Source organism: Micromonospora sp. MA102, assembly GCF_025460765.1.
GTDB lineage: Bacteria > Actinomycetota > Actinomycetes > Mycobacteriales > Micromonosporaceae > Micromonospora > Micromonospora halotolerans.
Window position 1 is genome coordinate 26203 of the sequence record NZ_JAMWEG010000005.1, and the last position, 21323, is coordinate 47525.

20 protein-coding genes and 2 pseudogenes are annotated in these 21323 nt (G+C 76.5%); 6 read left to right on the top strand and 16 right to left on the bottom strand.

Translation table 11 applies throughout. The features are described 5' to 3' along the window. The first annotated feature begins 236 nt into the window (after window positions 1-236). Entirely contained in the window at window positions 237-695 is a 459-nt protein-coding gene (locus tag NFX44_RS12055) for a GNAT family N-acetyltransferase (protein ID WP_262283602.1), read from the top strand. An 11-nt stretch (window positions 696-706) separates the two neighbouring features. On the opposite strand, the gene NFX44_RS12060 is transcribed toward NFX44_RS12055, so the two are convergent. After that, the gene (locus NFX44_RS12060) at window positions 707-1222 is read right to left on the bottom strand and encodes a 2'-5' RNA ligase family protein (protein ID WP_262283603.1); all 516 of its coding nucleotides are present in this window, start codon (window positions 1220-1222) and stop codon (window positions 707-709) included. Window positions 1223-1309: 87 nt separating this feature from the next. On the opposite strand from NFX44_RS12060, the gene NFX44_RS12065 reads away from it, so the two are divergent. Beyond that, window positions 1310-1819, top strand: a complete 510-nt coding sequence (locus tag NFX44_RS12065; RefSeq protein WP_262283604.1) for a DinB family protein — start codon at window positions 1310-1312, stop codon at window positions 1817-1819. Here the strand turns inward: NFX44_RS12065 and NFX44_RS12070 are convergent. Continuing rightward, window positions 1803-2777, bottom strand: a complete 975-nt coding sequence (locus NFX44_RS12070) for a glycoside hydrolase family 88 protein (protein ID WP_262283605.1) — start codon at window positions 2775-2777, stop codon at window positions 1803-1805. The genes NFX44_RS12065 and NFX44_RS12070 overlap by 17 nt on opposite strands. A 157-nt stretch (window positions 2778-2934) precedes the next feature. Here NFX44_RS12070 and NFX44_RS12075 point away from each other — a divergent pair, with 157 nt between their 5' ends. After that, complete coding sequence (locus NFX44_RS12075) at window positions 2935-3312, top strand: SCP2 sterol-binding domain-containing protein (protein ID WP_262283606.1); 378 nt, start codon at window positions 2935-2937, stop codon at window positions 3310-3312. After that, window positions 3309-5408, top strand: coding sequence for a glycogen debranching N-terminal domain-containing protein (locus NFX44_RS12080; protein ID WP_262283607.1), 2100 nt, complete (start codon window positions 3309-3311; stop codon window positions 5406-5408). Before NFX44_RS12075 ends, NFX44_RS12080 begins: the two co-directional genes overlap by 4 nt. A gap of 9 nt (window positions 5409-5417) precedes the next feature. On the opposite strand, the gene NFX44_RS12085 is transcribed toward NFX44_RS12080, so the two are convergent. From NFX44_RS12085 to NFX44_RS12095, 3 genes are all read right to left on the bottom strand, one after another. Further along, window positions 5418-6104 (bottom strand): Pr6Pr family membrane protein, encoded by a 687-nt coding sequence (locus NFX44_RS12085; protein ID WP_262283608.1) that lies wholly within the window; start codon window positions 6102-6104, stop codon window positions 5418-5420. Window positions 6105-6228: 124 nt separating this feature from the next. Then, on the bottom strand, window positions 6229-7041 hold the full coding sequence (locus tag NFX44_RS12090; protein ID WP_262283609.1) for a hypothetical protein: 813 nt from the start codon (window positions 7039-7041) through the stop codon (window positions 6229-6231). 94 nt (window positions 7042-7135) lie between these two features. Then, entirely contained in the window at window positions 7136-7642 is a 507-nt protein-coding gene (locus NFX44_RS12095; RefSeq protein ID WP_262283610.1) for a DinB family protein, read from the bottom strand. A gap of 120 nt (window positions 7643-7762) precedes the next feature. Here NFX44_RS12095 and NFX44_RS12100 point away from each other — a divergent pair, with 120 nt between their 5' ends. Both NFX44_RS12100 and NFX44_RS12105 read left to right on the top strand, forming a co-directional pair. Then, window positions 7763-8653, top strand: a complete 891-nt coding sequence (locus NFX44_RS12100; protein ID WP_262283611.1) for a DUF72 domain-containing protein — start codon at window positions 7763-7765, stop codon at window positions 8651-8653. Between the two features lie 60 nt (window positions 8654-8713). Next, window positions 8714-8920, top strand: a complete 207-nt coding sequence (locus NFX44_RS12105) for a GTPase activator (protein WP_262283612.1) — start codon at window positions 8714-8716, stop codon at window positions 8918-8920. Between the two features lie 51 nt (window positions 8921-8971). Here the strand turns inward: NFX44_RS12105 and NFX44_RS12110 are convergent, their stop codons facing one another. The 11 genes and pseudogenes from NFX44_RS12110 to NFX44_RS12160 all read right to left on the bottom strand — a co-directional run bounded on the left by NFX44_RS12110 (window position 8972) and on the right by NFX44_RS12160 (window position 21160). Next, entirely contained in the window at window positions 8972-9601 is a 630-nt protein-coding gene (locus tag NFX44_RS12110; RefSeq protein ID WP_262283613.1) for a hypothetical protein, read from the bottom strand. A 109-nt stretch (window positions 9602-9710) separates the two neighbouring features. Beyond that, entirely contained in the window at window positions 9711-10565 is an 855-nt protein-coding gene (locus NFX44_RS12115; RefSeq protein ID WP_262283614.1) for an alpha/beta fold hydrolase, read from the bottom strand. Between the two features lie 22 nt (window positions 10566-10587). Then, window positions 10588-11580 carry a glycosyltransferase family 9 protein gene (locus NFX44_RS12120; protein WP_262283615.1) on the bottom strand — a complete coding sequence of 331 codons (993 nt, stop codon included), beginning with the start codon at window positions 11578-11580 and terminating at the stop codon, window positions 10588-10590. Then, a complete protein-coding gene (locus tag NFX44_RS12125) occupies window positions 11577-12260 on the bottom strand; it encodes an SDR family oxidoreductase (RefSeq protein WP_262283928.1) in 684 nt (227 codons plus the stop codon). Before NFX44_RS12125 ends, NFX44_RS12120 begins: the two co-directional genes overlap by 4 nt. Before the next feature lie 88 nt (window positions 12261-12348). Beyond that, window positions 12349-13761, bottom strand: a complete 1413-nt coding sequence (gene rfaE2, locus NFX44_RS12130) for a D-glycero-beta-D-manno-heptose 1-phosphate adenylyltransferase (protein ID WP_262283616.1) — start codon at window positions 13759-13761, stop codon at window positions 12349-12351. Window positions 13762-14069: 308 nt separating this feature from the next. Then, a pseudogene (locus NFX44_RS12135) lies at window positions 14070-14642 on the bottom strand (SIS domain-containing protein); the annotation flags it as partial. Further along, a complete protein-coding gene (locus NFX44_RS12140; RefSeq protein ID WP_262283617.1) occupies window positions 14642-15859 on the bottom strand; it encodes a glycosyltransferase in 1218 nt (405 codons plus the stop codon). The gene NFX44_RS12140 and the pseudogene NFX44_RS12135, both read right to left, overlap by 1 nt. Then, entirely contained in the window at window positions 15844-16818 is a 975-nt protein-coding gene (locus NFX44_RS12145) for a glycosyltransferase (RefSeq protein WP_262283618.1), read from the bottom strand. Before NFX44_RS12145 ends, NFX44_RS12140 begins: the two co-directional genes overlap by 16 nt. A gap of 41 nt (window positions 16819-16859) precedes the next feature. Beyond that, window positions 16860-18474 (bottom strand): annotated as a pseudogene (locus NFX44_RS12150) (HAD-IIIA family hydrolase). Next, a complete protein-coding gene (locus NFX44_RS12155; RefSeq protein WP_262283619.1) occupies window positions 18474-19508 on the bottom strand; it encodes a glycosyltransferase family 2 protein in 1035 nt (344 codons plus the stop codon). The pseudogene NFX44_RS12150 and the gene NFX44_RS12155 overlap by 1 nt, the downstream one beginning before the upstream one ends. Beyond that, window positions 19505-21160, bottom strand: coding sequence for a carbamoyltransferase C-terminal domain-containing protein (locus tag NFX44_RS12160; RefSeq protein WP_262283620.1), 1656 nt, complete (start codon window positions 21158-21160; stop codon window positions 19505-19507). Before NFX44_RS12160 ends, NFX44_RS12155 begins: the two co-directional genes overlap by 4 nt. Between the last annotated feature and the right edge of the window lie 163 nt (window positions 21161-21323).

Here is a 21323-nt window from a genome sequence, read left to right on the forward strand (position 1 = left end):
GGCCAGTCTAGGTCCACCCGGCGCCCGGCCGCCTCTCGGCCGCCGCCCGGCCCCGGCCCGCCGGGGCCGGGCGGCGGGGAGGGTCAGCGACGCGTGTCGGGACGGCAGGCGTCCACCCGCCGTCCTCGGCGGCCAGGACGGCCCTGACCCGATCCGTTGCCAGCTTGTGCCGCCCCGCGGCATGGCCGGCGGCGGCAGATGGCGCAGGACCCGGTGCCGGCCGCATCCTGGACGACGTGAAGATCACCGTCCGGGAGCTGGCCGGGTCGGACTGGCCGCGGCTGTGGCCGATGCTGCGCGACATGGGCGTCGGGGACGAGCCCGCCGAGGTCCACCGGGAGCGGTTCCTGCTGCTGCTCGCCGACCCGCGGTGGGCGCTGCTCGGCGCCGTCGACGACGAGGGGCTGAGCGGGTACGCCGCAGCCCAGGACCACGGGCCGCACCTGCGTTCCGGCGACGCGCACCGCACGGTCCGCCTGCACGACCTGCACGTACGTCCGGACCGGCGCCGGCGCGGCGTGGGCCGGGCGCTGCTGGCGGCGGTGTCGGAGTGGGCGGCCGGGCGGGCCCGTCACCTGGAGTGGCAGGCCCACCGGGAGCGGGCCGCGCCCTTCTACGAGCGGCTCGGCCACCGCGGCGACCCCTGTCCACAGCCCGACTACCTGACCTTCCTGGTCGACTTCGGGCCGCGCTGACCGGCGGCGGGTCAGCCGAGGGGATGGGAGATGCCCCGGGCGTGGTCGGTGACGGCGGCGCCGACCACGGTGGCGGTCACCGGCAGCACCTCCAGGCAGCGGCGCACCGCCGCGGCCATCAGCGCGTTCGGCACCCGCATGGACAGCGTGCAGTGCGGCACCCACCGGCCCGGCTGGTAGTGCTCCACCAGGTCGATGCCGGCCCGGGTCAGCCGCTCGTGCACCGCGCCGTGGTGGGCCAGCAGCTCCGGCGTGGGGGCCGGCCCGAGCCAGAGCACCCGCCCGACGAACTGCCCGGCGTGCTGGAACTCCAGCCGCAGCGGGGCGGCCACCACCATCCCGGCGAGCGCCTCGGCGACCCGGTGCGGGTCGAGACGCGGCGCGACGGCCAGCGAGACGTGCGGCCGGTGCCGCTGCTCCAGCAGCGACCTCATGCTCTGCACGCCCTCGGCCTCCAACGCGTCCCAGAGCACCCGGATCCGCCGGGTGGCGTCGGTGTCGAGATACATCTCCAGCGCCGCGACCACGCGATCAACCCTAAGGGGGTGAGGTTTGCCGCCCGTCCTGGGCGGTACTGCCTCCGGTGGCACCGACGGCGGAGGAGGGTGGGACGCGTGGACGTGAACGACCTGCTGACCGAGGCGTACGGCCGGCTGCCCGACCTGGTGGCGGGGGCGCTGGACGGGCTGAGCCCGGAACAGCTGCGACAGGCCCCGGCCGACGGGGCGAACCCGGTGGGCTGGCTGGTCTGGCATCTCACCCGGATCCAGGACCAGCAGGTCAGCGACGTGCTGGGGGAGGAGCAGCTCTGGGTCGGCGGCGAGTGGGCGGGGCGCTGCGGGTTGACCGCCGACCCGGACGACACCGGCTACGGGTACGGCCCCGAACAGGTCGCCCGCGTGCGGCCGGAGAACGGCGGAGTGCTGCTGGACTACCACCGGGCGGTGGTCGACCGGACCCTGGCGTACCTGCGCGGGCTGCGCCCGGCCGACCTGGACCGGGTGGTCGACGAGAACTGGGACCCGCCCGTCACGCTCGGCGTGCGGCTGGTGAGCGTGCTGGACGACGACGTCCAGCACGCCGGCCAGGCCGCGTACGTGCGGGGGCTCATCCGGCGCGGCTGACCGCCGCCCGGGCGCGGCCCAGCGCGGCGTGCCCGAGCAGGTGGAACGCCTGCGCCTCCGGGGAGGTGCCCGGCGCGGTGAAGTCCGGTGCGCCGCTGACCCCGGTCACCCGCCCGTGGCGGTCGACCCGCCGCCCGGCGGCGGCCAGCAGATCCGCGCCGGTCGCCAGCCAGGACGGCGGCAGCCAGCCGTCGGCCACCCCGGTCAGCGCCGCGTACGCGAGGAGCTGGGCGATGTTCGCCTCCCGGAACGAGCCCGGGTCGTCGAGCACGTCGGGGAAGAGCCCGTCGTCGGTCCGGTACGCCAGGCAGGCGTCCAGCACCGTGCGGGCGTGCCCGGCCAGCTCGGCGCGGGACGCGGCCGGCCAGTCCGGCGCGAGGCGCAGCGCCCGGGCGATCCCGGCCACCACCCAACCGTTGCCGGTGCCCCACGGGTGCGGCTGGACCAGCTGGCCGCGGTCCTCGTCCCAGCGGGCCGCGTAGAGGCCGGTGCGCGGGTCGAACAGCCGGCGGCGGTGCCCGTCGAGCTGCCCGGTGGCCAGGTCGGTCCGGCCGGCCAGCGCGAGCAGCGGCACCACCATGTAGACGCTGTCCGCCCACACCTGGCGGCTGTCGAGCAGGTGGAACAGGGTGCCGTCGGCGGCCCGGGGCGCCCGGGTGACCAGCCAGTCGAGCTGCGCGTCCAGCGCGGCGGCGTAGCGCGGGTCCCCGTCGGTCGTGGCCGCGTGGTGCACCGCCTCGCCGCAGGCCGCGCCGTTGACCGCGCCGGCCTCGCCGGACACGTCGCCGAGCCGCCCGTCCGGGTGCTGCCGGGTCACCGCGGCGTCGGCGACCAGCAGGGCCAGCTCGCCGAGCCCGAGGTCGAGCAGCGCGTGCCCGGTCACCCCCTGCTCCCAGGACTGGCGCTGCATGGTCAGCAGCGCGGTGAGCACCCGGTCGGTCGTGGCGTCCCCGGTCATCCCCATTCCTCCGCAGTACCCGACCTCCGCCCGGGCGCACCAGCCGGGCTCACCCCGACGGGGTGAGTTGGGGTCACCCGACCGGCGGGGACCCTGCGGGAGCGGGCGGAGCTCGCCCGGCGACCGGCTGTGAACGACCGACAGGGGGGAGGGACCCATGAGCGCCTCGGCGGCGGAGTACCTGGCCCGGCACGTCGCCGGCCAGCACCCCGACCTGCCGGAGACCACCGGTGGCACGGTCCGGCTGGACCTGCGGGAAGGCGCGCGGACCGAACACTGGTACGTCACGATCGACCGCCAGGAGGTCCGGGTGGCCCGCCTCGCGGACGACGCCGACCTGGTGGTCCGTGCCGACCGCGAGGTGTTCGACCGGATCGCCGCCGGCCGGCTGCACGTGGCCGCGGCGTTGCTGCGCAACGACCTCACCGCCCAGGGCGACCTGCGCCTGCTGCTGTCGCTGCGCCGGCTCTTCCCGGGCCCGCCCGACGCCCGGCATCCCCGCGAGCTGGGTTGCGCCGGGGTGGGGACCCGATGAAGAAGCTGGTGCGCGTCCTCGCCGGTAACGCGTTCGCGCTCAGCGACGCGCAGGGCGACATGGAGGTCGAGCCGTACGCCCCGATCGGCCTGTTCTCATTCGACACCCGCTTCCTGTCCCGCTGGGTGCTCACCGTCGACGGCGAGCGGCTGGACGCCCTGTCCCGGGACGAGCTGGCCTACTTCGAGACCCGGTTCGTGCTGGTTCCCGGCACCGCCAGCCACTACGTCGACGCCGACGTCTCGGTGCTCCGGCACCGGTCCATCGACGACAGCTTCAACGAGCGGCTCACCGTGCTGAACCACGCCCCCGAGGCCGCCGAGTTCACCGTGCGGATGGAGATCGGCAGCGACTTCGCCGACACCTCGGAGATCCTCCGGCCGGCGCCGCGCCGGCCGGTGGTCGTGGCCGACGCGGAGCACCGTCAGCTGCGGATCCGCCACCAGCGGGACCGGTTCACCCGGGAGACCGTCGTCTCCAGCACGGCACCCGTGGAGGTCGACCAGCGGGGCATGACCTTCCGGATCCGGGTCGCTCCGAACGGAACCTGGCACACCGACCTGCACGTCGGAATGATCATCCACGGTGCCGGCGGGCGCGACCTGCGCTCCAGCCTCGAGTCCCACCGGCAGCACGTGCACCACGACATGCGGGAGGACCTGTCCCGCTGGTTCGACCACGCGCCGCAGCTCGTCGCCGAGCGGGAATCGCTGACCATGGCGTACCGGCAGGCGCTGACCGACCTGGCCTCGCTCCGGTACGTGCCGCTGTCGTTCGTCGACCGGGTGCCGGTGGGTGGGCTGCCGTGGGCCATGGCGCTGTACGGGCGGGACGCCATCCTGACCTGTCTGGAGACGCTGCCGTTCACCCCGGAGCTGACCCCGGCGACGCTGCGGCTGCTGGCCCTGCTGCAGGGCGGGCAGCTCGACGACCACCACGACGAGGAGCCCGGGAAGATCCTCTCCGAGCTGCGGTACGGCGAATCGGCCGCCTTCGGGGAGCAGCCCACCGCGCCCTACTACGGCGCGGCCGACACCACACCGCTGTTCGTGATCCTGCTCGACGAGTACGAGCGCTGGTCCGGCGACGCCGACCTGGTCCGGCAACTGCGTCACCCGACCCGGATGGCGCTGGACTGGCTCGACGAGTACGGCGACCTGTGCGGCGACGGCTACGTGCGCTACCAGCCGCGCAACACGGTCAACGGGGTGGCCAACCAGACGTGGCGCAACTCGCCGGAGGCCATCGTCGACCGGCACGCCGTCGCGCCGCCGTTCCCCCGGGCGACCTGTGAGCTGCAGGGGTACGCCTACGACGCGAAGATCCGGGGCGCCCGGCTGGCCCGGGAGTTCTGGGGCGACCCCGCCTACGCCGACCGGTTGGAGGCCGAGGCCGCGCGGCTGCGCGAGCGGTTCCACCGGGACTTCTGGCTGCCGCACCGGGGCTACTACGCGCTCGCCCTCACCCCCGACGGGGAACCGGTGGACGCACTCACCTCCCACCTCGGGCACCTGCTCTGGAGCGGCATCGTCGAGCCCGAGCGCGCCGACGCGCTGGCCGCCCACCTGTGCGGCCCGGAACTCTTCTCCGGTTGGGGGGTGCGCACCTACGCCAGCGGCCAGCGGCCGTACAACCCGCTCGGGGGGCACCTCGGTGCGGTCTGGCCGTCGGACAACGCGCTCGTCGCGGCGGGCCTGCGGCGCTACGGGTACGACGCGGAGGCGGCCCAGGTCGTCGCCGGCATGTTCGCCGTGGTGGAGACGCTCGGCGGTTCGGTGCCGGAGGTGATCGCCGGCTACCCGCGCGGCGTCACCAAGTACCCGGTCCAGCTGCCGGTGGCCGGCCGCCCCCAGTCGTGGGCCTCCGGCGGCCTGCTCATGCTGCTCGCCACCATGCTCGGGCTGCGCCCGTGTGGGGACAACCTGCTGGTGAACCCGTACGTCCCCGAGGGCTACGGCCGGATCGAGCTGCTGGACGTGCCGGGCCGCTGGGGGCGCGCCGACTCCTACGGCCGCGACCGCACCACGGGCCGTCGGATCCGGGTCGGCGGCGCGGACGGCGAGCGGCGCGGCCCCGGGTGGCCGGCGACCGGGTGACGCCGCCGGTCAGCGGGGCCCGGCCGCGGTCTCCTCGGGCGCGACGGCCGGCGCGGGCGGCACGCCGCGGGCCCGACCGGCGAGGCCCCGGTCCACGCCGACGAAGAGGAGCCCGAGCAGCCAGAACGCGACGGCGAAGGCGAGCGCGCTGAACCCCACGCCCCCGTAGCCGAGCCGGCCGACGTCGAGGAACGGGTACGGGTAGCGGTGCACGACCAGCCCCCGCACCAGGACGAAACCGAGGTACGCGACCGGGAACGCCAGCCACCACGCGGCGTACCGCGGGCGCAGCCGGCCGCGCCGGTCGAACAGTGCCCAGTCGGCGATCGCGAGCAGCGGCACCACGGTGTGCAGGAGCTGGTTGCCCCACCACTCGCCCGGCCCGCGGTGCGGCTGGACCATCGCGAACGGGCTGGCCGGGTTGGCCAGCACCAGGTGGTAGACGGTGCCGGTGATCGTGATGTAGAGGGTCACCGCCCCCTTGAGCGCGCGCGGCGGCTCCGGGCGGCCCTGCCAGGCCCGCCAGGCCGCGTACCCGGCGAAGACGGCGACCGCCACGTTGCTCTGGATGGTGAAGTACGGCAGCAGGCCGCTCACCGTGGCCGGGCCGAGCGCGGTGAGCACGATGCCGGCCACCACGCCGAGGACGACGGCCAGGCGGAAGGGGATCGCCAGTCGGCGGCGCCGCGGAGTCACCGGCGCACGCTACCAGCCCGTCCGGCGTCGACCACCGGCCCGCGCGATCGCTGCGCGGTGCTCGGGGTGAACGGCGCCGGCCGGGCCGGTGCGGCCCGCCCGGCCCGGATCCGCCACGGGCCGGTCAGCGCCGGGAGGGGCGGACCGAGGCGGTCTTCGACGCCGGCGGCTTGGCCGGAGGGGTCGTCGTCGCGAGCCGGACCTCCGGGGTGCCGGGTGTGGCCTCCGGCTGGCCGGTGACCCGGGCGGTCGGTCCGACGCCGGGCCGTGTGGTGGGGACGGCGCTCGGCTGCGGCGGTGTCCCGTGGGAACCGGTCGGCTTGCCGTGCCCGGTGAGCAGCGCGTCGCAGTAGCCGGGAACCTTCTCCCGACCACCGGCCGCCGCGACCAGCTCGGCGAAGGGCGGGGCCTCCAGCGCCCGGCCCCGGTCCGCGTCGTTCTTCGCCCGGTAGACGGTGCAGAGCCCGGCCAGGGCGGCGGGGCTGCCCGGCCGGCCGGTCGGAGGGGCGGCCGGGGTGGTCGCTCGACCCGGGTCGACCGTCGGCGTGGCCCGCCCGTCGGTGCTCGGGTGGGGGGACGGCGTGAGGGAGGCACCACCACCCCTGCCCGGCGGGACCGGCAGGTTGCCGGTGACGGCGGCCAGGGCCACACCGCCGGTGACGGTGGCGAGCAGGGCGGCCAGGGCGACCTTGGCGCCGAACAGCCCGGCGTGCAGCCGTCGCGGGGGACGGGACACTGCCACGGGGACCGCGCCGCCGGCCCGCGCCACCCGGAACGCCTGGAGGGCCGCCCCCTCACCGGTGAGTTCGTGCGGGCGGGGAGCGGCACGGACGGCGGCCAGGAACCCGACGAGCACCTGCGGACCGTCCTGAGCTTCGGTGAGGGTGCCGACGAGCAGGCGCTCGGCGGTCTCCTGGTCCATGCGGTGTTCGTTCATCTCGTGTCCCTCAGCGCCGCCACCAGCCGTGGCGTCACACCGGAACCCGCCACCCGCCCCGTTCGGGTGGGTGATGTCGGTCACCGCGTGCCGGTCAACCCATGGTCTTCGTCCCGTCGATCGACTCCCGGATGATGTCGGCGTGCCCGGCGTGCTGCCCGGTCTCGGCGATGAGGTGCAGCAGCACCCGGCGCACCGACCAGCTGGCGCCCGGCTCGAACCAGGGTGCGCTCGGCAGCGGATGCGCGGCGTCGAGGTCGAGCGTGCCGACCAAGGCGTCCGTCTCGACGGCCACCCGGTCGAACTCGGCGAGGAGCCCGGCGAGCGTCTCGCCCTCGGTCATCCGGAACTGGCCGGCCCAGTCGACGGGCTCGCTCTGCATGGCCTCGGCGCCGCCCACCGCGAACCGCATCCACCGGTGCTCGGTGAGGGTCACGTGCTTGATCAGGCCGCCGAGGCAGAGCTCGCTGGCCGTGCTGCGCCGGGCGGCCTGCTCGTCGTCGAGCCCCGCCACGGTCTGCCGGAGGAAGCCGCGGCGCAGCTGGAGGGCGGCGAGCAGATCGGCCCGCTCGCCGGTGAGGACCTGGTCGGAGACGCTCATGCCGCCCGCCTTTCGCTTGAGGACCGGGGACACCGTACGACCCGCCACCGACACTTTCCCGGTTCCACACCGGACCGTCCCGAGTTGCCGTTTCGTCCGGATCGCGGTGCACTGAATTACATGGGTGTCATCAAGGTGGGCACGTCCTCCTGGGCCGACCAGATGCTGGTCCGCTCGGGCTGGTATCCCCGTGCGGTCAACACCCCGGCCGGCCGCCTCGGCTGGTACGCCGAGCGGTTCGGTCTGGTCGAGGTGGACACGTCCTACTACGCGATCCCGGCGCCGGAGACCACCGCGGGCTGGGCGGCGGCCACCCCGCCGGGCTTCACCTTCGACGTCAAGGCGTTCCGCCTCTTCACCGGCCACCACACCCCGGTCGACGCGTTGCCCCGGGACCTGCGCCCGGCCGGCGGCCCGACCCGGATCCGCTGGCGGGACCTGTCCGCCGGGGCGTACGACGCGCTGTGGGACCGGTTCCACGCGGCGCTGGCGCCGCTCGCGGCGGCCGACCGGCTCGGCGCCGTGCTGCTCCAGTTCCCGCCCTGGCTGGCCCGCGGCGAGGCGGCCCGGCAGCGGATCCTGTCCGCGGCGCGGCGCTGCCGGCCCTGGCCGGTGACCGTCGAGCTGCGACACTCCTCCTGGTTCGCCGCGGACGCCGTGGTCGAGACCGTGACCTTCCTGCGCGAGCACGGGCTCGGCTACGTCTGCGTGGACATGCCCCAGGGGCACGCCTCCTCGGTGCCGCCGATCCTCGTGGCCACCGCCGACCTGGCCGTGGTGCGGTTCCACGGGCACAGCACCGCCTGGGAGAGCGGCGACAAGCAGGAGAGGTTCCGCTACGCCTACGGCGAGGAGGAGCTGCGGCGCTGGTCCGTGCTGCTGCGTGAACTCGCCGACCAGTGCGCCGAGCTGCACGTGCTGCTGAACAACTGCTGCGGCGACCAGGCCCAGCGGGACGCCGCCCGGCTGGCCGGACTGCTCGGCGTCACGCCCGCCACCACCCCCGCCTGAGGTTTCCGCCGGTACGTCCCGGGTACCGGCGGTGCCGAGGACCGACAGCGAGGGGGACGCGTGGACGAGCGACGGGACGAGCCCGGCGGCCTGACCCGGGACGGCCGGGATCCCCGGGCGACCCGGGAGGCCGAGGAGGCGCACGGCGGCAGCATGGCCCCGGGCCTGGTGGACGACACCGGGCACCCGGTGGCCGAGCCGTCCGTGCCGGACAACGAGCCGTCGGCCCTGGGCCGGCCGGGGGAGGAGGACGGCACCGGTTCCTGACCGGCGCGTCGACGCCCGGGGCGGTCGCCCCGGGCGTCGGTCAACCGCGGATCACCTGCCGGCCATGGCCATCGGTCGCTTGTTCGCGCCCATCCCGGCCATCTTGCCGATCGCCATCGGGGCGCTCGCCAGCCCGCCGGCCCGGCCGAGCAGACCCCGCAGCACCTGTCCGGGCTTCTGCTGCTCGCCCATGTACGCGGACACCACCACGAGGGCGCCGGTCATCGCCGGGATGGCCCACTGGAGCAGCTTCATCTGCCGCTGCGAGGAGGCGACATTCGCCGGCGTCTGGTAGCTCGGCTCGGTGGCCCCCTCGACGGGCGGCCCGCCCGCCTTCTGCAGCCGCATGCCGAGCAGTCGGCTGTAACCGGTCACCGCCAGCGCGCCCACGGTCAGCGCGGTCTTCAGCGTGCTCATCCTGGCCACGCCGGCCTGGCTGGCCACCCGTGGGCTCTCGGTCACCAGCTCGCCGACCGCGCCGGCCAGGTGCGCGCCGATCGCGGCCGCGTTGACCGGAGTCCAGCGCGCCCAGCCGGCCGAGGCGACCGGCAGCCGTTGGGTCGAGTCGTCGATCTTCGCCGCCGCGCCGTTGACGCCGAGCGCCCCCATCAGTGAGCCGCCAAACCAGGCCGCCAGGCCCAGGTCGTGCATCGAGCGCAACGCGGTGTGCCGTTCGGACATCTGATCCCCCTCCGCCGTGTTCGGGCGGTGCGGCTTACCCACCTTTCGCGCGACTACGCACCCGTTTTCGGCCACGGCGGGGTCGGCCCGGTCGCCGGGACGGCCGGGGTCACCGGGGCAGCGCGGCGGCGAACGCGGCGACCCGCGCGGCCAGCGGGGCGGCGGCGCGGACCCAGGTGAAGTGGTCCAGCGGGGCGCCGGCCTCGGCGACGGTGTACCGGTGCCTCGTCACCGGGGCGGCGGCGAGCTTGGCACAGAGGTGGTCCATCGTCTCGTGCGGCGTGTACTGGTCGTCGTCGACGCTGACCGCGAGCACCGGGGTGCGGACCCGCCGGACGGCCGCCTCGGCGTCGACCCCGTCCAGCACCGGGAAGCGCCCGGTCCGCGCGGTGTGCGCCCAGTCCCGGATCACCCCGCGCGCCTGCCGGCCGCCGAACCCCCAGCCGGGCCACACGCCGAGCAGCCGGGCCACCGCGGCGATGCCCTGGGTGTACGGGAGCACACCCCAGCCGCGCAGCCCCGGGTACCCGCGCCACCAGGGGATGCCGACCGCCACCAGGGCCAGCCCGTCCACCCGGTCGGCGTCGTGCAGCGCCTGGTGCAGCACCGCGACCTGCCCGCCGAGCGAGTGCCCGAGCAGCAGCCGGGTCCGGCCGTCCAGCCGGGGCTTGAGCGCGTCGAGCACCGCGCCGACGTCGGTGGCCAGCTCGGCGTAGCCGTACCGGCAGCTGCGGGCGGGGGACGGCGTGCTCTCGCCGGTGCCCCGCAGGTCGGCCACGACGACGGCCAGGCCGGCGTCGCGCAGCGCGGCGGCGAACGGCCGGTAGTAGCGGGCGCGGACGCCCATGGCCGGCCAGATCAGCACGACGGGCGCGCCGGGCGGCCCGTCCGGCTCCGGGTAGACCTGCACGCCGATGCGCGCCCCGTCGACGTCCACGAACTCCTGCGTGTACTCCCCGCTCACCGGCTCAGCCTACGGCCGGAGGCTACCGGTGGGTAGCAAGGGGGTGGCCGGCCGCCTGCGCCGGCACCCGGCGGCCGGCCACCGACCGCGACCGGGCGGCCGCGGTCACCCGGTCCACCGCCGCCAGCACCGCCGGCACGTCCAGCTCGGCCAGCGCCGGGTGCACGGCCCGGCCGTCCCCGGCCGGGATCGGGCCGGCCCACAGCGCCTCGTGCCACGGCCGGTCCGGCGGCGGGCCCCATGCGGCGGGCGGCACCGGGCCGAAGAGCAGCACCGACGGGGTGGCGTAGGCGGTGGCCAGGTGACCGATGCCGGTGTCCCCGCAGAGCACGAGGCGGGCGTGGGCGACAAGCGCGGCCAGCTCGCCGACGTCGGTCGCGCCGGCCAGCACCGCGTCGGCCGGCAACCCCGCCCGGCGGGCCACGTCGGCGGCCAGGTCCCGCTCGCCGGGACTGCCGGTGACCACCACCCGGTGACCCCGGCCGGCCAGCTCCCGGGCCACCGCCGCGAAGCACTCCGGCGGCCAGCGCCGCTGCGCCGCCTTGGCGCCCGGGTGCACGATCGTCACGCCGGTCGGCAGTCCGCCGGGCCCGGGGCGGCGCAGCGCCAGGTCACCGCGGTCGGTGCGGATCCCGTACCAGCCCAGCATCCGGCACCACCGGTCCACCTCGTGCTCCTCGGCCCGCCACGGCGGACCGTCGTGCCACCCGGCCTCCGCGTTGGCGAAGGCCAGCAGCCGCCGCGGCCGGACCCCGGCCAGCATCCGGTGCGACTGCGGCCCCCGGCCGTGCAGGTTCACCGCCACGTCGGGCGGCGGGCCGGACCACCCGAGGCGGCCCAGCCCGTCCGCCACGACCTGCCGGTCCACGCCACCCACCAGCTCGACCAGCGGGGTCAGCCAGCGCGGCGCGACCAGCGCCAGCTCGCTGCCCGGGTACGCGGCACGCAACGCGCGCAGCGCCGGCACCCCGGTCGCGAGGTCGCCGACGCCGAGCGCCCGGAGCACGAGGATCACGGGTACGAGGACTCCTGCTCGGCGCAGACCACCAGCTCGCGTACGGCACAGCCGGGCGGCTGGGCCAGGGCGAACATGACCGCCTCGGCGGTGTCCGCCGGGTCGTTGAGGATCGCGTCCGGGCCGGGCTTGTACCGCTCGTCCCGCTCGTCGAAGAACGCCGTCCGCATCCCGCCGGGGATGAGCAGCGTCACGCCGACCGTGCCGGCCAGCTCGGCGGCGAGCGCCCGGGTGAAGCCGACCACCCCGAACTTCGCCGCGCAGTACGCGGTCGCGTCGCTGACCGCCTTGACGCCCAACGTGGACGCCACGGTCACCACGGTGCCGTGCGCCCGCTCCAGGTGCGGCAGCGCGGCCCGGATCACCGCGGCCGTGCCGAGCAGGTTGATCGTCACGATCCGGTCCCAGGTCCCGCCGTCGACGTCGGCGAGCCGACCCGGCACGTCCATGCCGGCGGCGGTCACCAGGCCGTCGAGGCCCCCGGCCTGCTCGGCGATCTGCCGGGTGGCCGCCTCGGCCGCCCGGGTGTCGGCCAGGTCGCACTCGACCCACGGCACCCCGTCGGCCGGCGCCTGCCGGTCCAGCACGTACGGCCGGCCGCCGGCCTTGGCCACGGCGGACACCACCGCCGCGCCGAGCCCGCTCGACCCGCCGGTCACGAGGACGGCCCGTCCGTTCAGGTCCCTGCTCATGCCGGCACCCCGCTCCGCTGCGGGGCGCCCTGAGCCGACGGTGCCCTACGTGGACGATTCGCGTGTTGACGCTCGCTCATACCGCTCCCTTGACGAGGTGGAGACCGCGCTGGCGCGCGGCCGTGATGGTGCCGGTGGTGGAGCGCCCGGTCAGGAAGGGCACGGTGACCACCCGCCCGCCCCAGCGGCGCACCAGCTCCGCCTCGGGCAGCTCGGGCGCGCCGTCGCCCGCGTAGTCGCCGCCCTTGACCCAGACGTCCGGGCGCAGCCGGGCGAGCACCTGGTGCGGGGTGGGCTCGTCGAAGACCACCACCGCGTCGACGCAGTCCAAGGCGGCCAGCAGCCGGGCCCGGTCCTGTTCCGGGTTGACCGGGCGCTGCGGCCCCTTGAGGCCCCGGACGCTCCGGTCGGAGTTGAGGCAGACCACCAGGCAGTCGCCGAGGCGGCGGGCCGCCTGGAGGGTGGCCAGGTGACCGGCGTGCAGGATGTCGAAGCAGCCGCCGGTGGCGACCACCGTGCCGCCGTCGGCGCGTACCTTCGCGACGAGTTCCTCGCCGGTGCGGCCGGCGAGCCGGTGCTCGGGCTGCTCCGGTGCCCGGTGCAGGCCGGCCGCCCCGCCGGCCGCCACGTACGCGGACGCGGCACCGACCGCCGCCTGCACCGCCTCGGCGACCGACGCGCCGTCGGCCAGCGCCAGCGCGGCGGTGGCGGCGAACCGGTCCCCGGCGCCGCAGGTGTCCTCGACGTGCGCCACGGTGGACGGCGGCGGCACGACCAGCGGCGCGGTGCCGGAGTGGCAGAGCACCGCCCCGTCCGGTCCCGTGGTCACCGCGACCGCGCCGACCCGCCACCGGCGGCGCAGCTCCTGCCCGGCCCGGGTGGCGGTGGAGAGCGCCGAACCGGCACCGGCGTCGCCGGTGAGCTGCCGCAGTTCGGCCAGGTTCGGGGTGGCCAGCCGGGCCCCGGGCACCGCGGCGGGGCCGCGCGGGTGCGGGTCCCAGACCACCGGGGCGGTGGCGTCGGCCAGCGCCGCGCGCAGCGTCGGCTGGCGGACCAGCCCGCGACCGTAGTCGCTCACCAGGATGGCCCGGGCCCGGGACAGCAGCTCCAGCACCGCCTCCGTCGGCTCGCCCGCCGGCTGGGGGTCACCGCCCCGGTCCAGCCGGAGCAGGGTCTGCCCGCCGGCCCGGAGCCGGATCTTCTCGGCGGTGGCGCCGGGCAGACGGACCGGAAAGAGCTCGACGCCCGCCTCGGTCACCAGCTGCGCCAGCCGGGCCCCGCCGGCGTCGTCGGCCAGCCCGGTCACCAGCGCCACCTCGGTCTCCTGCGCGGCGGCGAGCAGCGCGGCCAGCCCGGCCCCGCCCGGTCGCTCGGCGGTGGACCGTTCGTCGAGCACCGGCACCGGCGCGTCCGGGGCGACCCGGCCGACCACGCCGGTGACGTCCCAGTCCAGCAGCGCGTCGCCGACCACGACCAGCGGGCGGGTCACGACCGCACCGATCCCGCGCCGGCGGACCCGTGCCCGTCGGCCGGCTGCCCGGCGAAGCCGTGCCCGTCGGCGGAGTGTCCGTTGTGCCCGTTGACGCCGTGCCCGTCGGCCGGACGGTGCCGGCGGGCCCCGTCCCGGGCGTGCCCGTCCAGCGCCCGGCCGACGCCCAGGTGCGGCCCGGATCCGACCCCGGCGAGCAGGTGGCGGTCACCGCCGTCCCGGTCACCTCCGGCGGGGCCGGACGGGGCTGCCCAGCGGGCGACGGCCCCCGCCCGCGGCGCGGGGACGGGCGCGGTGGGGAGCTGCCGGATCAGCGGCAGGGCCTGGTCGACGTACTCGCAGAGCAGGTGCGTGGAAACCAGGTGCAGCTCCTGCACGACCTGGCTGTCCGGGGACGGCACGGCGAGCACGTCGTGGCACTCCTCGGCGAGCGGGTTGGGGGCGGGGCCGGTGAAGGCCCAGCAGCGCAGGCCGGTGTCGTGTGCGGCGCGGGCGGCGGTGAGGAGGTTGGTGCTGGTGCCGCTGGTGGACATGAGCAGGAGGATGTCGTCGGGTCGGCCGTGGGCGCGGACCTGGCGGGCGAAGACCTCGTCGTAGCCGTAGTCGTTGCCGATGGCGGTGAGGGCGGAGGTTTCGGCGTGCAGGGCGATGGCGGAGAGGGGTTCGCGGTCGTCGCGGAGTTTGCCGACGAGTTCGGCGGTGAGGTGCTGGGCCTCGGCGGCGCTGCCGCCGTTGCCGGCCACCAGCAACCGCCCGCCCCGGGCCAGCGTCCAGGCCAGCTCGGTGCCCCAGCCCGCCAGCCGCTCGGCCTCCCGCCGGTACGGCAGGAGTGCCGCGGCCAGCCCGGAGAGGTGGGCGTCGAGAGCGTCGTGCCGGGTCATCACGCCACCGCCGACGCCGGCCGGGACGCCGTGGTCAGCGCGGCGTAGACCGCGCCGAGCTGTTCGGCGCAGCGCTTCCAGGAGTACCGGCTGCGGATCCGGTCCAGCGCCGCCGTGGCGTACGCGAAACGGCGGACCCGGTCCGTGAGGAGCCGGCGCAGCGCGGTGCCGAGCGCGCGGGGGTCGCGCGGTGGCACGAGGTCGCCGGTCAGCCCGTCCACGACGCTGTCCGCGATGCCGCCCACGTTGGTGCCGATCACCGGCACGCCGCAGGCCATCCCCTCCAGGGGCGTGAGCCCGAACGGCTCGTACCAGGGGGCGGCGACCAGCACGTCCGCCGAGCGGTACCAGGTGGGCATCTCCTCGCGCGGCACCGCGCCGACCAGCTTCACCCGGTCGGCCACACCGCACGACTCGGCCAGCGCGGACAGCCGCCGGGCGAACGTGTCGGCGGGGAGCAGCTCGGCCGGCGGGCCGCCGACGACCACGCACTCGGCGTCCGGCACCGCGGGCAGCGCCCGGACCACGTCCAGGAAGCCCTTCCGCTCCACCATCCGGCCGACGGTGAGGATGCGGGGGCGGGCCGGGTCGCGGGGGGCGACCGGGCCGTCGGGGCGGAACACGGCCTGGTTGACGCCGGACGGCACCAGCGCCATCCGGGACCGGGGCACGCCCATCCGGACCAGCTCGGCGACCTCGTCCGCGCACTGCACGATCACCCGGTCCACGGTCCGGCCGATGGCCCGCTCGTAGCCGACCCGCCCTGGTGGACTGGTGTCCCGCGCGCCCTGGTGCCGGCGCTTGACCGTGCCGAGCGCGTGGTACGTCAGCACCGTCGGCACCCCGGTCCGCCGCCCGGCGTGCACGGTGGCCAGGCCGCTCATCCAGAAGTGCGCGTGCGCCACGTCCGGGATCCAGCTGCCGCGCCGCCACGAGTCCGCCAGCCAGCTGCCGAACTCACCCATGTACGGCAGCAGCTCGTCCTTCGGCACCCGCTGCGCCGGGCCGGCCGGCACGTGGCACACCTGGTAGCCGTCCGGACTGGACACCATCTCGGCCAGCGCGGCGGAGTCCCGGCGGGTGTAGACGCGGACGTCGTGCCCCTCGCCGACGAGCGCGGCCGCGAGTTCCGCCACGTGGGTGTTCTGCCCGCCCGCGTCCTCCTCGCCGAGGGCGGCGAGAGGGCTGGCGTGCTCCGAAATCATCGCGATGCGCATGTCTCCTCCTCCATGAGCCGGTCCCAGTCGGCGAGGAACCGGTCGAGCCCGAAGCGTTCCTTCGTCACCTCGCGCGCCCGCGCCCCGAGCCGGTACGCGGCGTCGCGGTCCTCGGCCAGCCAGCGGGCCGCCTCGACGAGCGTGTCCACCCGGGTGGAGAGCACCCCCGCGTCGGGTGGCACGGCGTCCACGGCCTCGGTGGTGGCCAGCGCGACCACCGGCATGCCGATGGTCATGGCCTCGATGAGGCTCAGCCCCAGCGACGTCCAGCGGCACAGGTGCAGGTACGCCCGCCGCCGCGCCACCTCGGCGTGCATGGCGTGCTGCGGCGGGTCGTCGTGGACGGCGAGCCGGTCCGCCGGCAGGCCGAGCCGGTCGGGCAGCCCGGCCACGCCCATGCCGAAGACGTCCAGCGGGGCGACCGCGGCGAAGCGCGGCATCAGGTCGGTGCCGGTGACCCGCCAGCGGCGGACCGGCTCGTTGGTGACCACGGCGAGGCGGTCCAGCTCGCCGGTCCACTCGACGGCCGGCGGCACGATGCCGTGCTCGACGACGGCGGTGCGGGTGGCCCCGTTGTCCCAGAACAGCTCGTTGAAGTGGGTCACGTGGGTGAGCAGCAGGTCGTCCCGGTCGGCCATCGGGTGGCGGGTGTCCGGCACGTCGCCCTTCGGGGTGTTGTGCTCGACGTAGATCGCCGGCACGTCGCGGCCCGGCCGGCGGCCCAGCCACCGTTCGGCCAGGTCCAGCTCCTCGGGCCGTTGCAGGAGCACCAGGTCGACGTCGGCCCGCCCCAGCTCCTCCGGGGTCACCTCGACGGCGTTCTCCGGCCAGGCGTAGGTCCGCGCCCGGCCCCGCCCGTACGGGCCGCGGTCGGGCGTGACCGGCACGAGGTACCGGTGTCTCCCGTGCACGAAGGACGTCGTCCAGGAGCCGTGCACGTGCCACAGCAGAACGTTCATCTCTCTCCTCGTCGGCGACGGTGCGGGGGCGGGCGGTGGGTTCAACCGGGGACGAGCCGGCGGACGGCGGCGACCACCCGGGCCGGGTCGAGGCCGTTCAGGCAGGGGTGTCCGGCGACCGGGCAGACGGCCGCCCGGGTGTCCCGGCAGGCCGCTCCCGCGTCGCCGAGCCGGACGGTGGGCACCCGGTAGGGCGCCCACTGCCCGAACGGGACGGTCGGGGCGAAGAGGCTGACCACCGGGGTGCCGACGGCGGCGGCCAGGTGGGCCGGTCCGGTGTTGCCGACGACGAGGCAGCGGGCCCCGGCGAGGATCCGGGCGAGCCCGGCCAGGTCGGTGGCGCCGCCCAGGTCGGTGCCGCCGGCCGCGGCGACGTGGGCCGTCAACTCCCGTTCGCCGGGACCGCCGGTGACCAGCACCCGGTGCCCGTCGGCCGCGAGGGCGGCGACGATCTGGGCGCAGCGGTCGGGCGGGCAGGCCCGGGCGGGCGCCGACGAGCCGGGGTGCACCACCAGGTAGTCGCCGGCGGGCAGGTCGACGGCCGGCGTGGGCAGGTCGGCGCGGAGTCGCAGCCCCGGTTCGTCATCGGCGGGCAGCGCGAAGCCGGCCGCGGCGGCCAGCGACAGGGCGCCGTTCCGGTTCGGGCACTCCGACCGGCACCCGGTGCCGGACGTCGAGCAGAGACCCGGGGTAGTCGTCGCTGATGGCGCTGATCCGGGGGACGCCGGCCATCCGCAGCAGCAGGGCGAGGGGGAGCGGTGACTGGTGGAACGAGGTGAAGACGACCGCCTCGTCGGCCCCCACCGCGGCCAGCCGGCCGGTGAGCCGGCGCATGTCGTCGGGTTCGACCGGCCCGGGGGAGCCGTCGATCCAGGGCAGCCGCCACTCGATCAGCTCGTCGACGCCGGGCAGCAGCTCCGCGGCCGCCCGGCCGCGTGGCCCGCAGAGCAGCACCACCCGTTCCGCCCCGGCCGCCACCGCGCGGATCCCGGGGCCGGTGACCAGCACGTCGCCGGCCGAGTCGCTGCGCACCACCAGCACCGTGCCGGCCCGCCCGGCGCGCGGCGCACCCGGTCGTACCGCCCGGTCCCGGCGCAGGATCTCGGCCACCGCGCCGGGCAGGTCCCGGGCGACGGCCGGCGCCTCGGTGACCTCCTCGGGGCGGGTGACCGGGGTGGGCACGAGGATCCCGGTGGCACCGGCGGCCAGCGCGGCGGCCATGTCGCGGCCGATGTCGCCGACCACCACGCACCGCCGGGGCGTGGTGCCCAGCGCCCGGGCCGCCTCGTGCACCAGCCCGGGGGCCGGCTTGCGGCAGGCGCAGCCGTCGGTGTCGTCGTGCGGGCAGATCGCCCAGTGGTCGAAGGGGCCGAGCAGCTCCTCGATCCGGGCGTGCACGGCGTGCATCTCCCGCTCGGTGAAGTGACCCCGGGCCAGCCCGGACTGGTTGGTCACCGCGGCCAGCCGGAGCCCGGCCGCCCGCAGCCGGTCCAGCGCCGCCCGGGCGCCGGGCAGCGGCCGTACCTTCTCCGGGTCGCCGTTGTAGGGCACGTCCTCGACCAGCGTGCCGTCGCGGTCGAGCAGCACCGCGTCGTAGAGGGCGGGACCGGACGGATTCATGGCCGGACAGTTGCCCTGGGACAAGGAACTAAACATCACCGTCCCGCCCCGGGGTCGCGCGCGGCGACCAGCGCCCCGGCGGGGACGGCGCGGGCGCGCCACCAGCCCCGGACAAAATGGACGACGGCGAGCGGCGGGATGAGCGCGCTGGTCACCAGCATCGTGGCGACCTCGTCGGGGGTACGCGGGCCGGGGGCGACGCGGGCCCGGGTGAACTCGGCGGTGCCGGCCGCCCAGGCCAGCGCGGCGAGTCCGCCGGCCACGCCGACCGCCCGCCGGGCGCGGACGCCGCGCAGGGGAGCGGCCCGCAGCGCCGCGGCGGCCAGCGCCACGGCGCCGGCCGCGGCGACCGCCACGTGCCGGGGCCGCCGCCCCGGCGGCAGGTTGAGCTCGGCCCGCCAGCCCGGGCCGTACAGCCGGCGCAGCAGCGCGTCGTCGGCGTTGCCCCGCTGGGTGCGCAGGCTGACCCAGCGGCTCTCCGGGCGGACCGGGTGGGTCACCCGGCGCCGCCCGCGGGCCAGGTCCCAGCCGGCGCGGCGGACCCGGTGGGCCAGCTCCGCGTCCTCCCGGTAGGCGCGCGGGAAGCGTTCGTCGAACCCGCCGACGGCGGCCAGGGCCCCCCGGCGGTAGGCCATGTCCGCCGTGATCCACCGCCCCTCGGCCAGGCCGGCGGTGCCGCGTTCCCAGTCGGTGGGGCGCCGGTGTGCGGGCAGCGGCACCTCCACCACGCCCTGCACGCCGCCGACCCGGCCGGCCACCGCGAGGTCGGCGCGCAGCCGCCGGGCCCAGTCCGGCGCCGGCACCACGTCGTCGTCGAGGAAGACCACCCACTCGCCGCGGGCGGCCCGCCAGCCCAGGTTGCGGGCGGCCGCCGGGCCCGCGCCGCGCCCGGTCAGCACCTTCGTGTACGCGGCCAGCGCCCCCGGCACCGCCAGTTCCCCCGTGTCGTCGCGCCGGTCGTCGACCAGCAGCACCTCGACCCCGGGCAGCTCGTCGAGCTGGCCGGCGAGGGCGTCCAGCAGAGTGGCCAGGCTCGGCCGCCCCAGCGTGGGCACGACCACACTGATCACCGGGCACCACCGCCCAGGGCGCGGCGGTGCACCGCGAACGGGCCGAGGGCGAGCAGGTCCACCGGGGCGGAGCCGAACAGCTCCATGGCCTCGCGCGGGGTGTCCACCATGGGCCGCCCGGCGGTGTTGAGCGAGGTGTTCACCACCACCGGCAGCCCGGTGCGCCGCTCGAACTCGGCCAGCAGCTCGGCCACCAGCGGCTCGGTCTCCGGGTGCACGGTCTGCACCCGGGCGGTCCCGTCGACGTGGGTGACCGCCGGGATCCGGTCCCGCCACTCCGGCTTCACCCGGTGCACGAACAGCATGTACGGGCTGGGGTAGACCCCGTCGAACAGGTCCGCGAAGCGTTCCGCGCGGACCATCGGGGCGATCGGCCGGAACTGCTCCCGGCCCTTGACGTCGTTCATCCGGCGGGTGGTGTCCGGGTCGCCGGGGTGCGCCAGCAGCGACCGGTGGCCGAGCGCCCGCGGGCCGTACTCGCTGCGCCCCTGGTACCAGGCCACGATGCCGTTGTCGGCCAGCACCCGCGCGGCCTCGGCGGCGATCGACGCCGGCCGGGTGTACGGCAGCGCGGCCCGCCGCAGCTCGGCCTCCAGTTCGTCGTCCGACCAGCCCCGGCCCAGGTCCGCCCCCGCCATCGGCGTGGAGCGGTCGCCCAGCTCGCCGGCCACGTGCAGCGCCGCGCCGAGCGCGGTGCCCGCGTCGCCGGCCGCCGGCTGCACCCAGACGTCCCGGTACGGCCCCTCGGCCGCGAGCCGGGCGTTTGCCACGCAGTTCAGCGCCACACCGCCGGCCATGGCCAGGGTGCGGGCCCCGCCGGAGGCGTCGTACAGCCAGCGGGACAGGTCCAGGATGACCTCCTCCAGCCGCGCCTGGACGCTGGCGGCCAGGTCGGCGTGCTCCTCGGTCAGCTCGCCGCCGGCGGCGACCGTCTTGGCCAGGCCGGCCCAGTCGATCCGCTCGACCTGGAAGCCGCCGTCGTCGGTGGCCCGGACCAGGTCGCGGAGCACGCCCAGGTGCTTCGGCCGGCCGTAGGAGGCCAGCGCCATGACCTTGTACTCGTCGCTGGAGTGCAGGAAGCCCAGGTGCCGGGTGAGGTCCTCGTAGAGCAGGCCGAGCGAGTGGGGGAGCTGCTGGGAGTGCAGTGGTGCCAGCCGGCCGTCGCGGTAGACGCCGGCCAGGTGGCTGGCCACCTCGCCGCGACCGTCGAGCACCAGCACCGCGGTGTCGTCGCCGGCCGGCGGTGCGGCCAGGCCGGCGGAGGCGGCGTGCGCGACGTGGTGCGGCACGAACCGCACCCTGTCCGGGTCGAGGCCGGGCAGGGCGGCGGCGAGGAACTCTGGAGCCCGCCGGGCGTAGTCGACCCGCAGCCAGTCCCACGGGTCGCTGAGGCCGAGCTCGGCGGCGTCCCGGCAGAGGCCGGGGTCGAACGAGTACGCCACCGCGTCGAGGCCGTCCACGTCGATCCCGGCGCTGGCCAGGCACCACGCGGCGGACAGTTCGGGCAGCTCCCAGGCGGAGAAGGGGACCGGGCGCTTGCCGTGCTTGCGCCGGCTGAACCGCTCCTCCTCGGCGGCGGCCACCACCCGGCCGTCGACCACCAGGGCGGCCGCCGGGTCATGGAAGATGGCGTTGATTCCAAGGACGCGCATGCGTGGTCCCTACCCCGGCGATCAGGGCCTAACCTGTAGATCATCGACTTCTCCGAGAAGTCGAATCTCCGTTGTGGACCTGCCGATTTCGGGACCAAAGCCCCTGGTCGGGGCGGCGGCACGTGGCGAAGCTGGGCAAAGCGGCGCGGTCTGCTCCGGGCTC

Excerpts from the sequence above, each read along its gene's own strand:
- NFX44_RS12140 (WP_262283617.1), bottom strand. The coding sequence starts at position 15,859 with ATGCGCATCGCGATGATTTCGGAGCACGCCAGCCCTCTCGCCGCCCTC.
- NFX44_RS12080 (WP_262283607.1), top strand. The coding sequence starts at position 3,309 with ATGAAGAAGCTGGTGCGCGTCCTCGCCGGTAACGCGTTCGCGCTCAGC.
- NFX44_RS12075 (WP_262283606.1), top strand. The coding sequence starts at position 2,935 with ATGAGCGCCTCGGCGGCGGAGTACCTGGCCCGGCACGTCGCCGGCCAG.
- NFX44_RS12145 (WP_262283618.1), bottom strand. The coding sequence starts at position 16,818 with ATGAACGTTCTGCTGTGGCACGTGCACGGCTCCTGGACGACGTCCTTC.
- NFX44_RS12100 (WP_262283611.1), top strand. The coding sequence starts at position 7,763 with ATGGGTGTCATCAAGGTGGGCACGTCCTCCTGGGCCGACCAGATGCTG.
- NFX44_RS12110 (WP_262283613.1), bottom strand. The coding sequence starts at position 9,601 with ATGTCCGAACGGCACACCGCGTTGCGCTCGATGCACGACCTGGGCCTG.
- NFX44_RS12160 (WP_262283620.1), bottom strand. The coding sequence starts at position 21,160 with ATGCGCGTCCTTGGAATCAACGCCATCTTCCATGACCCGGCGGCCGCC.
- NFX44_RS12090 (WP_262283609.1), bottom strand. The coding sequence starts at position 7,041 with ATGAACGAACACCGCATGGACCAGGAGACCGCCGAGCGCCTGCTCGTC.
- NFX44_RS12070 (WP_262283605.1), bottom strand. The coding sequence starts at position 2,777 with ATGACCGGGGACGCCACGACCGACCGGGTGCTCACCGCGCTGCTGACC.
- NFX44_RS12095 (WP_262283610.1), bottom strand. The coding sequence starts at position 7,642 with ATGAGCGTCTCCGACCAGGTCCTCACCGGCGAGCGGGCCGATCTGCTC.